At 63.8% G+C, this 13,810-nt stretch carries 14 protein-coding genes; 4 read left to right on the plus strand and 10 right to left on the minus strand.

Annotation, left to right across the window (positions count from 1 at the left end; genetic code table 11):
- Together puuE and RCH10_RS16940 are read right to left on the minus strand one after the other, a co-directional pair.
- Positions 1-987 carry an allantoinase PuuE gene (puuE, locus tag RCH10_RS16935; RefSeq protein ID WP_409053277.1) on the minus strand — a complete coding sequence of 329 codons (987 nt, stop codon included), beginning with the start codon at positions 985-987 and terminating at the stop codon, positions 1-3.
- Positions 988-1,009: 22 nt separating this feature from the next.
- On the minus strand, positions 1,010-1,690 hold the full coding sequence (locus RCH10_RS16940) for a GntR family transcriptional regulator (RefSeq protein WP_409053278.1): 681 nt from the start codon (positions 1,688-1,690) through the stop codon (positions 1,010-1,012).
- An 80-nt stretch (positions 1,691-1,770) separates the two neighbouring features.
- Here RCH10_RS16940 and uraH point away from each other — a divergent pair, with 80 nt between their 5' ends.
- Positions 1,771-2,121 (plus strand): hydroxyisourate hydrolase, encoded by a 351-nt coding sequence (gene uraH / locus RCH10_RS16945; protein ID WP_409053279.1) that lies wholly within the window; start codon positions 1,771-1,773, stop codon positions 2,119-2,121.
- A 27-nt stretch (positions 2,122-2,148) separates the two neighbouring features.
- Here uraH and RCH10_RS16950 read toward each other — a convergent pair whose 3' ends face one another.
- Entirely contained in the window at positions 2,149-2,643 is a 495-nt protein-coding gene (locus RCH10_RS16950) for a hypothetical protein (RefSeq protein ID WP_409053280.1), read from the minus strand.
- 140 nt (positions 2,644-2,783) lie between these two features.
- On the opposite strand from RCH10_RS16950, the gene xdhC reads away from it, so the two are divergent.
- Both xdhC and RCH10_RS16960 read left to right on the plus strand, forming a co-directional pair.
- Entirely contained in the window at positions 2,784-3,590 is an 807-nt protein-coding gene (gene xdhC, locus RCH10_RS16955; protein ID WP_409053281.1) for a xanthine dehydrogenase accessory protein XdhC, read from the plus strand.
- 185 nt (positions 3,591-3,775) lie between these two features.
- Positions 3,776-4,981, plus strand: coding sequence for a urate hydroxylase PuuD (locus RCH10_RS16960; protein WP_409053282.1), 1,206 nt, complete (start codon positions 3,776-3,778; stop codon positions 4,979-4,981).
- Between the two features lie 119 nt (positions 4,982-5,100).
- Here the strand turns inward: RCH10_RS16960 and RCH10_RS16965 are convergent, their stop codons facing one another.
- Genes RCH10_RS16965 through RCH10_RS16990 form a run of 6 tightly spaced genes read right to left on the minus strand, consistent with a single transcriptional unit; the run spans position 5,101 to position 11,787 of the window.
- Positions 5,101-6,630 carry a malonate--CoA ligase gene (locus tag RCH10_RS16965; protein WP_409053283.1) on the minus strand — a complete coding sequence of 510 codons (1,530 nt, stop codon included), beginning with the start codon at positions 6,628-6,630 and terminating at the stop codon, positions 5,101-5,103.
- Positions 6,631-6,653: 23 nt separating this feature from the next.
- Complete coding sequence (locus RCH10_RS16970) at positions 6,654-8,015, minus strand: TRAP transporter large permease (protein WP_409053284.1); 1,362 nt, start codon at positions 8,013-8,015, stop codon at positions 6,654-6,656.
- On the minus strand, positions 8,012-8,608 hold the full coding sequence (locus tag RCH10_RS16975; protein ID WP_409053285.1) for a TRAP transporter small permease: 597 nt from the start codon (positions 8,606-8,608) through the stop codon (positions 8,012-8,014). Before RCH10_RS16975 ends, RCH10_RS16970 begins: the two co-directional genes overlap by 4 nt.
- On the minus strand, positions 8,605-9,630 hold the full coding sequence (gene dctP / locus RCH10_RS16980; RefSeq protein WP_409053286.1) for a TRAP transporter substrate-binding protein DctP: 1,026 nt from the start codon (positions 9,628-9,630) through the stop codon (positions 8,605-8,607). Before dctP ends, RCH10_RS16975 begins: the two co-directional genes overlap by 4 nt.
- A gap of 40 nt (positions 9,631-9,670) precedes the next feature.
- Positions 9,671-11,122 (minus strand): malonyl-CoA decarboxylase, encoded by a 1,452-nt coding sequence (locus RCH10_RS16985; RefSeq protein WP_409053287.1) that lies wholly within the window; start codon positions 11,120-11,122, stop codon positions 9,671-9,673.
- The gene (locus RCH10_RS16990) at positions 11,119-11,787 is read right to left on the minus strand and encodes a GntR family transcriptional regulator (protein ID WP_409053288.1); all 669 of its coding nucleotides are present in this window, start codon (positions 11,785-11,787) and stop codon (positions 11,119-11,121) included. Before RCH10_RS16990 ends, RCH10_RS16985 begins: the two co-directional genes overlap by 4 nt.
- 235 nt (positions 11,788-12,022) lie before the next feature.
- Between RCH10_RS16990 and RCH10_RS16995 the strand changes: the two genes are divergently transcribed.
- Positions 12,023-12,301 (plus strand): amidase family protein, encoded by a 279-nt coding sequence (locus RCH10_RS16995; protein ID WP_409053289.1) that lies wholly within the window; start codon positions 12,023-12,025, stop codon positions 12,299-12,301.
- 89 nt (positions 12,302-12,390) lie between these two features.
- On the opposite strand, the gene RCH10_RS17000 is transcribed toward RCH10_RS16995, so the two are convergent.
- Entirely contained in the window at positions 12,391-13,782 is a 1,392-nt protein-coding gene (locus RCH10_RS17000; RefSeq protein ID WP_409053290.1) for an 8-oxoguanine deaminase, read from the minus strand.
- Positions 13,783-13,810: the final 28 nt, after the last annotated feature.

The following is a 13,810-nucleotide window of genomic DNA, read 5'->3' on the forward strand; positions in this document are numbered from 1 at the left end:
TCAGGCTTCGATGGCCGTGGGAACGAAGGGATGCACCTGCTTCCAGTGCCGCGCGATGTCGACCCTACGGCAGATCCATACCCGCTCGTGGCCCTGCACGTAGTCCAGAAAACGCTTGAGCGAACCGATGCGCCCCGGCTTGCCGAGCAGGCGGCAGTGCATGCCGATGCTCATCATCTTCGGTGCCTCTTCGCCCTCTGCATACAGCGCGTCGAAGCTGTCCTTCAAGTAGTTGAAGAAGTGCTCGCCGGTGTTGAACCCCTGCGCCTGTACGAAGCGCATGTCGTTGCAGTCGAGCGAGTAGGGCACAACCAAGTGCGGCACCACGCTGCCGTCGGTCTTCTCTACCTGCGCATAGAACGGCAGGTCGTCGCCGTAGTAGTCGCTGTCGTATTCGTAGCTTCCCTGGTCGACCACCAGACGTCGCGTGTTGGGGCTGTCGCGGCCGGTGTACCAGCCGACCGGCCATTGGCCGCCGGTCATATCGCGCAGCACGTGGGTGCCTATGTCGATATGGCGCTTCTCGGTGGCGATCGGCAGGTTTTGGTAATGAATCCAGCGCAGTCCATGGTTGGCGATTTCGTAGCCATTCTTCATGAACGTCTCTAGCAGTTCGGGGTAGCGCTGCAGCGCCATACCGACGCCGAACACCGTCATGGGCAGGCCACGCGATTCGAACTCGCGCAGGATGCGCCAGACACCGGCGCGCGAGCCGTACTCGTACATCGACTCCATCGTCATGTGGCGGTTTTCGTAGGCCTGCGCGGTGACCAGTTCCGACAGAAACGTCTCCGAGGTCGCGTCGCCGTGCAGCGGATTGTTCTCGCCGCCTTCTTCGTAGTTCAAAACGAATTGCAGCGCGATCTTCGCCTGGCCGGGCCATTGCGCGTGCGGCGGGTTGCGGCCATAGCCGACCATGTCGCGCGGATAGACCATGGGCTGGCGGTCTGGTTCGTTGTCCTGGCGTTTGTCTTGGGTGGGGGTCATGCGTGGCTCCGGCGGCGGGGTCTCAGGACAGCGCCAGGGTGATGTCGTGGGTCGGAACTTTCCGGTCGAAAACGAGATGGGCCTCGACGTGTTCGAGGTGCTCTGCCATGAGGCGTACGGCACGCTCTTCGTCCTTGGCGGCGAGCGCTTTCACGATGTCGGCATGCTCGTCGTTGGAATGCTCGGCAGCGCTGGTGGTCTGGTACATCAGCGTAATGAGGGCGCAGCGCGAGATCAGTTCGCCCAGCATTTGCGCCAGCACCTTGTTGCCCATGAGCTCGGCCATGCGCACATGAAAGTCGCCGAGCAGCTCGGTGCGATCGGAGACGTCTTCACCCGCCACCGCGGCTTTTTCAAGTGCGACATGCTCGCGCAGGGCCTTGATCTTGGCAGGCGTCACGGTCAGCACGAACTCGCGCGTCATCGCGGTTTCCAGCATGCGGCGCACCGCGAACACCTGGCGAGCCTCGTCGACGGCCGGCGCCGCGACGAACGCGCCGCGTGCCGGCTCCAGCCGGATCAGCCGATTTTGCGAAAGCTGGAACAAAGCTTGCCTCACCAGGGTGCGAGAGACGCCGAAGTGGTCGGCCAGCTTTTGTTCCGCGAGCTTGCTGCCGGGCTGCAGACGGTGCTCCACTATGGCTTTGGTAAGCGCATCGACGATGGCGCGAGTGCTCGACAGGGTGGCGGGGGCAGCGTCCATGTTTTTGATGATAGACCCAAAGCCAGTAACTGTATACACTTTTGTCCACCGAATGAAGCGACACAAATGAAGGGGCACTTATGGGCTTGAGCACACACGTACTGGACACGATGCATGGCGGCCCTGCTGCCGGCATGTCCGTCGCGCTGTACACCACCGAGGGCGACACCGCCGCGCTGGTGCGGCGCTTCACCCTCAATGCCGATGGCCGCAGCGATGGCCCGCTTTACGATAACGACACCATCAAGGTCGGCACCTACCGGCTGGTGTTCGACGTGGCGGCGTACTTCAAGACGCTCGGGGTGAAGCTGCCCGAGCCCAACTTCCTGAACCGCGTGTCGCTCGACTTCGGCGTGGCGCACACCGACCAGCACTATCACGTGCCGTTGCTGGTCAGCCCCTGGGCCTACTCGACCTACCGCGGTTCCTGATCGATGACGCCGATGCGCCTGTGGCGTCTAGAGCTGTCCTTCGGTGAGCGTGTCGAGCTGGAAATGGCCGCCGCGATCCCACAGCCAGGTGTCGGTCCAGGTGACCTTGCCGATGCGCGTGGCCGCCGGAAAAGGCGAAGCCTCCAGCACCGTGCGTTCGATCTCGGCGATTACCTCGGGCGCATGGTTCGGCGCGCGCATCCAGTGCATCGAGAGCACCTTGCCGTTGGTGTCGAGGTTGACCTGCAGCGTGCCGACCGCATAGAGCATCGGCGGCATCTTGCCGTCGTAGATGCGGTCCTTGTTGCCGTCGTAGATGTGGCGTGCGGCGTCTTTGCGATAGTCGCGCGGTGTCGCAGCGACGGAAGGGCGGGGGATCTTTCCTGCCGTGCCGTCGGCCGCGGCGCGACTCAGCTGGCCCGGCACCGGCGAAGTGATGGGCGCGGTCGGGCTGGTGCTGCCGCAGCCGGCAAGCCAGATGGCTCCGACGAGGGCAGTTGCGAACCCAAGATTGCGGGACATCGCCCGACGCAAAAGAGTGGGCAGGCCGGACGGCAAGAAGGACGGCAAGAGAGACTGAAAGTTCATCGGCAGATTTATACCGTGAGCGGGATGACAGGCGCTGACGACGGTTCGACCATTGGCAACCGGAGGTTTCCGTTTTGATCGGCGCCGTCGACGAACTGCTGGCGCGCCTCGCGCACGAAAACGCGGTGTTGGTGCGCGTGACATCGACGCAAGGTTCGGCCCCTCGCGAGGCCGGCACCTGGATGGCGGTGTGGGCGAATGGCCTCACCGGCACCATCGGCGGTGGGCAACTCGAGTTTCAGGCGACCGAAGAATCACGCGCGATGCTGGCCGGTGCACCACCTATCGACGGCGTGCGGCGCTACCCGCTCGGTCCGAGCCTGGGCCAATGCTGTGGCGGCGTCATGTTCCTGTCGTACCAGGCGATCGGCGCACGCGATGCGCCGGCGCTCAAGCGGGAATTGGTCGCACACCTGCCGCCGGTCGCGCTTTTCGGCGGCGGCCATGTCGGCGCCGCGCTCGGGCGGCTGCTCGCGACGCTGCCGTTTTCAGTGCGCTGGATCGACAGCCGCGATGGCGTGTTCCCCGCGGCGCTGCCGGCACAGATCGACGCCGAGCATTCGGAGCCGGTGCAGGACGCGGTGGCCCAACTCGCGCCCCAGTCGCGCGTGCTCATCATGAGCTTCAGCCATTCCGAAGACCTCGACATCGTCATCGCCTGCCTCAAGCGCCTGAGGGCGCGCGACGACCTGCCGTACATCGGCCTGATCGGCAGCAAGACGAAGTGGGCGACCTTCCGGCACCGGCTCGAAGCACGTGGTTTCACCGAAGCCGAGATGAGCCGCGTCACCTGCCCGATCGGTACGCCCGGCATTCACGGCAAGGAGCCGGAGGTCATTGCGGTCGCGGTGGCGGCACAGTTGTTGCAGTCCATGGGCTGACCCTCTCGGACGCTCGAAGACCGTTCAAAAAACAGCCCAAAGGCACCTTAAAAGTGTATACACTTCGGTTTACAACAAGCCGCAGCGGAGCGAGTTCCCCTCAAGGAACGGCGTTCGCGGCACTTTCTCTGCCTACAGTGCCCGCGGTGGTGAGCAGGCCAGAACCATTCCGGGGTTGAGCGCAAATGGAAAGTTATTACCTCGACTGGGCCAACCTGCTGCTGCGTTGGGCCCACGTCATCACCGCCATTGCATGGATCGGTGCTTCGTTCTACTTCGTGATGCTGGACAACAGCCTCGAAAAGCCGCAAGACAAGGAATCGCTCGACAAGGGCGTCGGCGGCGAGCAATGGGCGGTGCACGGCGGCGGCTTCTACAACATGCAGAAGTACGGCCTGGCGCCCAAGGTGCTACCGGACCATCTGCACTGGTCGTACTGGGAGAGCTATTCGACGTGGCTTACCGGCTTCGCGCTCTTCACCATGTCGTACCTCTGGAATGCCAGCACGTACCTCATCGACAAGAGCAAGATGGACTGGCAACCCGGTGCCGCCATCGGTGTCGCGCTGGCGTTCTTCGTCGTGTTCTGGATGGTCTACGACGGCATCTGCCAGGTCTTCGGCAAGCGCAAGAATGGCGACGTGATCGTGGGTGTGCTGATCGCCCTGTTCATCGCCTTTGCCGCCTGGCTGGCGTGCCGCTGGTTCGCCGGCCGCGCCGCCTTCCTGCTGGTCGGCGCCATGATGGCCACGACCATGAGCGGCAACGTGTTCTTCTGGATCATTCCCGGCCAGCGCAAGAACGTGCAGGCGCTGCGCGAGGGTCGGCCGGTCGACCCCACGCACGGCGTGCGCGGCAAACAGCGCAGCGTGCACAACACCTACTTCACGCTGCCGGTACTGTTCGCGATGCTGAGCAACCACTACAGCTTCACCTACACCCACAAATACAACTGGATCGTGCTGCTGCTCATCATGCTGGGCGGCGCTGCCATTCGACAGTTCTTCGTGGTGCGACACCGTTTCAAGTTGGGCATTGCTCGCAACCCGATCGCGTATGCAATGGTCGGCATCTTGGTGCTCGGGCTGACGATCGTCTGGATGAAGCCCGAACCCGCGCCTCTGCCGCCGGCCGGGGCTGTTGCACAGGCTGTCAGCTTCGGTGACGTGCAGAAGGTGCTCGAACAGCGCTGCTACATGTGCCACGGCGCCGCGATGCAGATGAAGAACGTCCGGCTCGACTCACCCGACCAGGTGGCGCTGCACGCGCAGGCGGTGTATCAGCAGGCGGTGGTGACCAAGATCATGCCGATGAACAACGCGACCGGCATCACCGATGCGGAGCGGGCGCTGATCGGGCGCTGGTTCGAGGCGGGGGCCAAAACCCAGTAAGGCCTGGCCCGGCGAGTCCCGGTCGGATCGAGCAGCGCAGCAGCGCAGCAGCGCGGTAATGCGGTAGCGCGGTAATGCGGTAGCGCAGCCGCCAGAGACGGTCCGCGCCCCTCGTGGCTTCAGGCAAACAGTGCTGCGTACTGTTCCCGCAGCAGCTTCTTCTGCACCTTGCCCATGGCATTGCGTGGCAATTCGCCGACGACGAAGCACTGCTTTGGTATCTTGAAGTTGGCCAGCTTCGACTTCAACTCGGCCAGGATCTTTTGCGGATCGGGCGCCGTGCCCGGCTTGGCAATCACCAGTGCCACACCCACTTCGCCGAAGTCCTTGTGGGGCACGCCGACCACGGCGCTTTCGGCCACGCCGGGCATCTCGTTGATGCTGCCCTCGATCTCGGCCGGATACACGTTGTAGCCGCCGCTGATGATCAAATCCTTGCTGCGGCCGACGATGGTGACGTAGCCACGCGCATCCACCACGCCGACGTCGCCGGTCTTGAAGAATCCGTCGTCGGTGAATTCCTCTTGGGTCTTCTCGGGCATGCGCCAGTAGCCGGCGAAGACGTTCGGGCCCTGGACCTCGATGCCGCCGATCTCTCCCTCCGGCAGCGACTCGTGACCCTCGCCGCGTACCCGCAGCGACACACCGGGCAAGGGGAAGCCGACCGTGCCGCCGCGCCGCTCATCGCCGTGCGGTTCTTCATACGGGTTGGACGTCAGCATGGCGGTCTCGCTCATGCCGTAGCGCTCCAGGATCGTGTGGCCGGTGCGTTCGTTCCACTCGTTGAAGGTCTCGATCAGCAGCGGCGCCGAACCGGCGACGAAGAGCCGCATGTTTTTGCAGGCCTCGCGCGTCAGGCCGGGCTCGGCCAACAGGCGCACATACAACGTCGGCACCCCCATGAAGACCGTCGCTTCGGGCAGCTTGCTGACGACCCGCTTGGGGTCGAACTTCGCCAGCCAGATCATCTTGCTGCCGTTGATCAGCGCGCCATGCAATGCCACGAAAAGCCCATGGACGTGAAAGATCGGCAGCGCGTGAATCAGCACGTCGCCGGGCTTCCAGCCCCAGTATTTTTTCAGCACCTGCGCATTGCTCAGCAGGTTGCCGTGCGACAGCATCGCGCCCTTGCTGCGGCCGGTGGTGCCGCTGGTGTAGAGGATCGCGGCCAGGTCATCGGTCGTCTTGACTGCGACCTGGTGCCGGTCACTGCAGTGCGCGGCGCGCTCCAGCCAGGTGCCGCTGCGGTCGTCACCCAGCGTGAAGACGTGCGGCACACCGGCCTCGGCGGCGAGCTCGCCGACCCAGCCGACATTCTGCGGGCTGCACACCACGACACTCGGCTCGGCATTGCCGATGAAATACGCCATTTCTCCGCGCTGGTAGGCCGTGTTCAGCGGCAGGAAGACATAGCCGGCGCGCAGCGTCGCCAGGTAGAGCAACGCCGCTTCAACGGATTTTTCGACCTGTACCGCAACGCGCGCGCCCTTCGGCAGCTTGAGCGACACCAGCAGGTTGGCCATCATCGCGGTGGCCCGTTCGATGTCCTGCCACGTGTAGTTCAGCGGGTGCTCGGTCTCGATGGCAACGCCGGCAAGGTCAGCTGGAAATGCCGCGCGCAAGGCTGAAAAAAGATTGTCGTTTTGCATGGCTCGAATCATTGGGAAGGCAATCAGGACTTGGCCGCGATGGCGCCCATCACGGCATCCGGTAGCGCGGTGGCGATGCCGGGGAACACGCAGATCAGCACCACGGCCAGCAGCATCAACAGCACGAAAGGCAGCACGCCCCAGATGATTTCGTTAAGGGGAATATCGGGCGCGATGTTCTTGATGACAAAGATGTTCAAGCCCACCGGCGGATGAATCAGCCCGGTCTCCATTACGATGGTCATCAACACGCCGAACCAGATCAGGTCGAAGCCGGCAGCTTTCAGCGGCGGCAGGATGATCGGCGCCGTCATCAGGATGATGCTGACCGGCGGCAAAAAGAAACCCAGCAAGATCACCATCACCAGGACGGTGGCCAGCAGCACCCAGCGCGACAGGTGCATGCCGACCACCCACTCGGCCGTCGACTGGCTGATGTGCAGGTAGCTCATCACGTAAGAGAACAGCAGCGACATGCCGATGATCAGCATCAGCATCGACGACTCCTTGAGCGTGGCGGTGAGGATCGGTGCCACGTCGCGCGGCCGCCAGACGCCGTAGATCACGGCGATCAGCAGCAGCGCCAGCACAGCCCCCAGCCCGGCTGTCTCGCTCGGCGTGGCGAAGCCGCCGTACAGGGCGACCATCACGCCGATCAGCAGCAGCACGAAAGGGACGACGCGCGGCAGCATCTCGAACTTCTGCCGCGTGCTGAAGGTCTCGTGCTCCAGCAGCGCCGACGCCGTGCCCGAGCGCGTGTACTCGGCCTCGGCCCGCCGGTATTCCTTGCGATAACGCAGCACCGCATAGATCGCGAACAACGACACCAGCAACACCCCTGGAAAGATGCCCGCCAGGAACAGTCGGCCCAGCGATTGTTCGGCCGCCACGGCGTAGAGAATCATCGTCACCGAAGGCGGCAAGAGGATGCCCAGCGTGCCGCCCGCAGCGATGATGCCGGCGGCAAAGCCGGGCGAATAACCGCGCCGGCGCATTTCCGGAATGCCCGCGCTGCCGATGGCCGAGCAGGTCGCCGGGCTGGAGCCGGCCATCGCTGCGAACAGCGCACAGGCGAACACGTTGGCAATGCCCAGACCGCCGGGGATGCGGCCCATCCAGACATGCATCGCGGCATACAGGTCCTGGCCCGCGCGTGATCTGCCGATGGCGGCGCCTTTCAGAATGAACAGCGGAATCGACAGCAGCGTGACGCTGGCCATTTCTTCATAGACGTTCTGCGTGACCGTGTTGAGGGCCGACGCAGGCATGAACAGGTACATGAACAGCACGGCGACGCTGCCCAGCGCGAAAGAAATCGGCGCGCCCGAGAACATGAACAGCAGCGTCATGCCGCCGAAAAACAACCCTATGGCGAGCATGCTCATGACATCGCTCCGCCCGCCGGCTGGGTCAGTGCGTTGAGGCGGGCACTGAACTGCACCAGCAGTTGCAGGCCGAGCAGGGTCATGCCCACGGCCATGATGCCGTAGGGAATCGTCAACGGCGGCGCCCACGAAGAGGACGTGGTCTGTTGCTCGACCCACGCCTCATGAAACAATGCCCATGACTTCCAGGCAAAAAACGTACAGAACAGCAGGCTCATCAAATCGACCAGCATCAGGCGCCACTTGTCGAGGGATTGGGGCAGCCAGCCGGCCACGGCTTCGATGCCGATATGGCCACGCAGCGACTGCACATAGGCCGCGCACAGAAAGGTGGCCGCGACCAGACAAAACACCGCCGCCTCGTCCTGCCAGTCGGTCGAGGCCTGCATGACATAGCGCGAGACCACGCTGTAGGTCAGCACCAGCGCGGCCAGCAACAGGGTCACCATGCCCAGCATGACCATCGCCCGATTGATCCACAGCAGCGCGCGAGCCAACGGTTGCAACGCACGCGGCGTGAACGGATCGATCTGAACAGCGACACGTGGCAATGCCGTGCCGTCGACAGCAGGCGGATTGAACTCGTGGCTCATGCCAGTTTCTGGGCTGCCTTGAGCAGCGCCGCGCAGGACTCGTTTCTGTCGCTGAAATCCTTCCAGGCGGTGGCGCGCGCGATGGTCTGCCATTTCTTCAGCGTGGCTTCGTCCATGTCGACCACCGCCGCGCCGGCCTTGGCGTAGACATCGGCCGCGATCTTGTCGTCGGCACGGGCCGCGTCGCGTCCGAAGATTTCCATTTCGGCGCCGACCGCCATCACCACATCCTGCTGCGCCTTGGGCAGCTTGCCGAAGACCTCTTTCGAAATCATCAGTGGCTCCAGCATGAACCAGTACGTTTTGTCGCGGCCTGAGGTCAGGTGCTTGGCGATCTCTTCGAGCTTGAACGAGATGAAGCTGGTGCTCGACGTCATGGCCGCGTCCATCGCGCCGGTCTGCATCGACGCGTAGATTTCATTGGAGGGCAAGGTGATCACCGAGGCGCCGGCTTGCTTCAGCATCATGTCCATCTCGCGGCTGCCGCCGCGCACCTTCAGGCCCTTGGCGTCGTCGGGCGTGAGCAGTGCGCGGGTGCGACTGGCGACGCCGCCGGCTTGCCAGACCCAACTGACGATGAGGATGCCCTTGTCGTCCAGCACCTTTGCCAGCAGCTTGCCGACCTCGGCGTTCTTCCATGCGGCCGCCTGCTCGTAGCTCGGCACCAGCGCCGGCATCAGGCCGATGTTGGTCTCGGCCACCTCGCCACCGGCGTACGACAGCGGAACCAGGCTCATGTCGAGTGCGCCCTTGCGCATGGAAGAGAACTGGGCGTTGGTCTTCATCAGCGACGAGCCGGCATAGACCGATGACTTCAGTGCACCGTTGGTCCGCTTCTCGACTTCAGCCGCAAAGCGGCGACAGAGCCGGTCGCGAAAGTCGCCCTCCGTCAAGGTGCCACCCGGAAACTGGTGCGAGATTTTCAGGCTGCTGCCGCCCGCCTGTGCAAACGAGTTGCCAGCCATTGCACCCAGTGCCGTAGCACCAGCGGTATTCAGAAAGTCGCGTCGTTTGAAAGTCATTTTTGTCTCCTGTCTTACTGTGAAATAAACCAAGCGCGCGTCACATATACAAACCTTCGACCTCGCTGGAAGCCGGGATTTGACCCTGAGCGAGCATGGCGCGGTGCTTGTCCAGGCGTTTCAGGTCGTAGAGGTAATTCACCATCAGTCCGTACGACTGCTTCATGCCTTTGACCGACGGATCGCCGGCCCAGTTCAGGCGTTCGACGCGTGCGCCGTTGCCCAGGTGGAACCGGGCCACTGCGTCCAGCGGCTTGCCATCGAGCACCGCGCGACCGAGGTATTCGGCGGCACACCGCAGCAGCATCTGGCGCACCGGAGAACGAGCGTCCAGTGCCGGCGCAGCGTCAGCGGCGGCCAGGAAGTGATTCGCCAGCGGCGGCTCGAAACCCACAGCGCGGCCGAGTGTCGCGCGTGTTTTTACATCCAGCTTTTCAATCATGGCGCCGGCATTTTTGGCCAGCCAGCTGCGAAAACCGGGAATTGGCGACAGCGTGGCGAAGACCTTCAGCTTGGGGAACTCTTCCTTCAGCGTCTCCGCCACCCGCTTGATCAGCGAGTCGCCAAAACTCACGCCGCGCAAGCCTGCCTGCGTGTTGCTGATCGAATAAAAAATAGCGGTGGTGGCCTTGCTCAGATCGGTGGTGTCGGCCGACTCGTCCAGCAGCGGCGTGATGCTGTCGGTCATGCGGTCGACCAATGCCACTTCGACAAAAATCAGCGGATCGTCCGGCAGGCGCGGATGAAAAAATCCGTAGCAGCGGCGGTCCGAGTCGAGCCGGTTCTTGACGTCGGCCCAGCTCTTGATGTCGTGCACCGCCTCGTAGCGGATCAGCTTTTCGATCAGCGACGCCGGCGAGTCCCAACTAATGCGCCGCAGCTCCAGAAAACCGACATCGAACCAGGTCGAGAACATGTATTCCATCTCGACATCCAGCGCCTGCAGCCGCTTGTCGGACTTGAGGTGCGGCAACAGGTCGGCGCGCAGGTCGACCAGAAAACGGATGCCTTCCGGAAACACGCTGAAGCGCTGCAGCAGACGCCGGCGCGGTGACACGGTGGCACGGCGATAGCGCACTTCTGCGACAGCCTCGTCGGGCGTGCCGACCGCACGGGCGAACTGCGCCTGGGCCAGCTGCGTTTTCTGCGCGTCGGCGACGAACTGCTCGCTCATCAGCAGCCACATGTCGCGTCGCTCGTCCTGCGTGGCGCCGGCGTACCAGCCGGCCACGCCGTGAGCGCGGCGTCCGCCCTCGACTTCGCTGACTTGCGGATCGACGATGGCCTTCAACTCCTGCAGCGTGCGGCGCAACACGCGCGGCGACAGCGCCTCTTCTTTCTGTCGCAAGGTAGCCGCTAGGCGTTCACGCGTACTGCGGGCCGGAGCCGGTGCCGGCATCGCCGCATCTGCAGCGGCCGTCGGCGTTTTCGCTGTCTTCTTGTCACCGCCAAGGCGCGACACGTTGCGGTTGAGCCAGTCCGCTGCGGTCACGATGCAAACCTCGATCGTTGGCTGCGGGCCAGCTCACGCAGCGCGTCGCGTTGCCGCGTCAGGTGGGTTCGCATGGCGGCATCCGCACCTTCGCTGTCGCGGCTTTTAAGCGCTGCGAACACCGTCATGTGCTCCGACAAACTCTGCGCCATCCGGCCCGGTGCGCCCAATGATTGAAGCCGCGACAACTTGAGGATCTTGCGCAGATCGGCGATGGCCTGCGCCAGCCAGCGGTTGTCTGCCAAAGCGATGATCGCCTCGTGGATGGCGAAGTTGGTCGCGTAGTAGTCCTGTATGCGGCCAGCCTGCGCATGCTCGCCCAGCCGCTCGTGCAGCACAGCGAGGTCGACCAGATCGGCATCACTGGCATTGCGGGCCGCCTCGTAAGCGCAGCGACCTTCCAGCAGCGCGATGACCGGGAATATCTCGTCAAGGTCCTGCTCGGTGACTTCACTGACGAAGCAACCGCGACGCGGTTCATGGCGCAACAGGCCTTCCGAGGTCAGCACCTTCAAGGCCTCGCGCAGGGGCGTACGCGAAATGTTCAGCCGTTCACAGAGTGCGACTTCATCGAGAAAGCTGCCGGGCGCTAGCGCGCCGGCAAAGATCTGCTCGCGCAAGGTGCTGGCAACTTCTTCGTGAAGGGAGCTCTGGACGAGACGCATGGCGGGTGGGACTCCGGTGTGGGTGCGGCCGAGACGTTGAGGCTGCACACGGAGGAACGGTAGCAGGTTGGTTGGCGCGCCGGTCTCGGTAATTACCCATAATTACGAGTAATTATCGTGACGGCGCGGATTCCGTAAAACGGGTGGCGAGCGGGATGCAGCAAGTGGATACACCGTCGCATTCCCTCCACCACTGACCGGAGAGAACGCCACGCCGAGGCACGAGCAGGAGGTCGTGGGCTGGCTGCAGGCGATCGGGATGTCGAGGGCCTTGCTGCATTCGACCAAGCTGAAGGACAAGGCCCAAGGTGCCCTGCGACACATTCCTTTCACCGAACTGGCGAACCTCACCGGGACGCCTGCCATGTCGGTGCCGCTCCACTGGACGCAGGAGGGCATGCCGCTGGGTGTTCACTTCATGGCCGGGCCATCGCAGGAGGGGCTGTTATTCAGGCTCGCCGCCCAGCTGGAACAAGCGCAGCCCTGGTTTCATCGCGTGCCTACGGCGGTATAGAGACGCCGCCATTACGACGGCGAACGAGGCGAGGTCGAGAAAGAACTGGTGTCGTCGGTTTGGAAACGTATCAAGGCGGGACTGGTTCTTCAACCGCCCGCCAATACCATCGCCAGCCGGTTGTGCCGCTCGACCAGCGGTCCTGCGTCCACTGTCACCAACTGCCCCTCGCGTACCACCACACGTCCGTTCACCACCGTGTATGCGGCTTGCGGACTCGCGCACAACAGCAGGCTGGCGACCGGGTCGTGCACCGCGCCGCCGGCAAACGCGACGGTGTTCAGATCGAACAGCGCCAGGTCCGCACACATGCCCGGCGCCAGATGGCCGATGTCGTGGCGCCCCAGCACCTCGGCACCGCCACGGGTGGCAATGGCGAGCGCATCGCGCGCCGTCATTTCGGCCGGACCGTGATCGCAACCGAAGGGTTCCAGTGAGCGCCCGACGCGTGCCAGCAGCAGCGCCTGACGCGCCTCGTTGACCATGTGCGCGCCATCGTTGCTGGCACTGCCATCCACGCCCAGGCCGACAGGTATGCCCGCATCCAGCATCCGGCGGACAGGTGCGATGCCCGAGGCCAGCCGCATGTTGCTGCACGGGCAATGCGCCACGCCGGTCTTCGTCTTTGCGAACAGCGCAATGCCTTCTGCATCGAGCTTCACGCAGTGCGCGTGCCACACGTCGTGGCCGAGCCAGCCCAGGTCTTGTGCGTACTCGGTCGGCGTGCAGTTGAACTTCTCGCGGCTGTAGGCGATGTCGTGGTCGTTCTCGGCGAGGTGCGTGTGCAGCCGAACGCCCTGGCCCTTGAAGGAGCGCGCGAGCAGTGCCGATTCGCGCATCAGGTCGCGGCTCACGCTGAAGGGCGAGCAAGGTGCCACGGCCACGTTGGTCATCGCGCCGTGCGACGCATCGTGAAAGGTTTCGATCAGCCGCTGCGTGTCTTTCAGGATATCGGCTTCGCGCTCGACCACGCTGTCGGGCGGCAAGCCACCTTGCGACGCGCCGACGCTCATGCTGCCGCGCGTGGCGACGAAGCGCATGCCGATCTCGCGCGCCGCTTCGATGCTGTCTTCGAGCCGCACGCCGTTGGGGTAGATGTAGAGATGGTCGCTGCTGGTGGTGCAGCCTGAAAGCAGCAGCTCGGCCATCGCGAGCTGTGTCGACACCCGCACCATCTCCGGCGTGAGGCCGGCCCAGATTGGATACAAGCCGCGCAGCCACGAGAACAGTTCGGCATCCTGCACGGCCGGAATGGCGCGCGTCAGCGACTGGACCATGTGGTGGTGCGTGTTGATCAGCCCCGGCATCACCAAGTGGCCGCGCGCATCGATGACTTCGTCCGCCTTTTGCGGCAGCTGGTCGGCCGGGCCGATGGCCTCGACGACGTTGTCGCGCAGCAGCACCGAGGCGTTGCGCCATTCCTTTCTTGCGTCGTCGAAGGTGGCCACGCAGTCGGCATTTCGGATCAACAGAGTGGTCATGGCGGGCGAGAATGGAAGGTGGAGACGA

Source organism: Variovorax sp. GrIS 2.14, from assembly GCF_046115955.1.
Taxonomy (GTDB): domain Bacteria; phylum Pseudomonadota; class Gammaproteobacteria; order Burkholderiales; family Burkholderiaceae_C; genus Variovorax.

What these genes read in the sequence shown, in the direction of transcription:
- RCH10_RS16950 (WP_409053280.1), bottom strand. Translation starts at nt 2,643, where the DNA reads ATGTCCCGCAATCTTGGGTTCGCAACTGCCCTCGTCGGAGCCATCTGG.
- RCH10_RS16970 (WP_409053284.1), bottom strand. Translation starts at nt 8,015, where the DNA reads ATGAGCATGCTCGCCATAGGGTTGTTTTTCGGCGGCATGACGCTGCTG.
- RCH10_RS16990 (WP_409053288.1), bottom strand. Translation starts at nt 11,787, where the DNA reads ATGCGTCTCGTCCAGAGCTCCCTTCACGAAGAAGTTGCCAGCACCTTG.
- RCH10_RS17000 (WP_409053290.1), bottom strand. Translation starts at nt 13,782, where the DNA reads ATGACCACTCTGTTGATCCGAAATGCCGACTGCGTGGCCACCTTCGAC.
- dctP (WP_409053286.1), bottom strand. Translation starts at nt 9,630, where the DNA reads ATGACTTTCAAACGACGCGACTTTCTGAATACCGCTGGTGCTACGGCA.
- RCH10_RS16975 (WP_409053285.1), bottom strand. Translation starts at nt 8,608, where the DNA reads ATGAGCCACGAGTTCAATCCGCCTGCTGTCGACGGCACGGCATTGCCA.
- RCH10_RS16960 (WP_409053282.1), top strand. Translation starts at nt 3,776, where the DNA reads ATGGAAAGTTATTACCTCGACTGGGCCAACCTGCTGCTGCGTTGGGCC.
- RCH10_RS16965 (WP_409053283.1), bottom strand. Translation starts at nt 6,630, where the DNA reads ATGCAAAACGACAATCTTTTTTCAGCCTTGCGCGCGGCATTTCCAGCT.
- uraH (WP_409053279.1), top strand. Translation starts at nt 1,771, where the DNA reads ATGGGCTTGAGCACACACGTACTGGACACGATGCATGGCGGCCCTGCT.
- RCH10_RS16940 (WP_409053278.1), bottom strand. Translation starts at nt 1,690, where the DNA reads ATGGACGCTGCCCCCGCCACCCTGTCGAGCACTCGCGCCATCGTCGAT.
- puuE (WP_409053277.1), bottom strand. Translation starts at nt 987, where the DNA reads ATGACCCCCACCCAAGACAAACGCCAGGACAACGAACCAGACCGCCAG.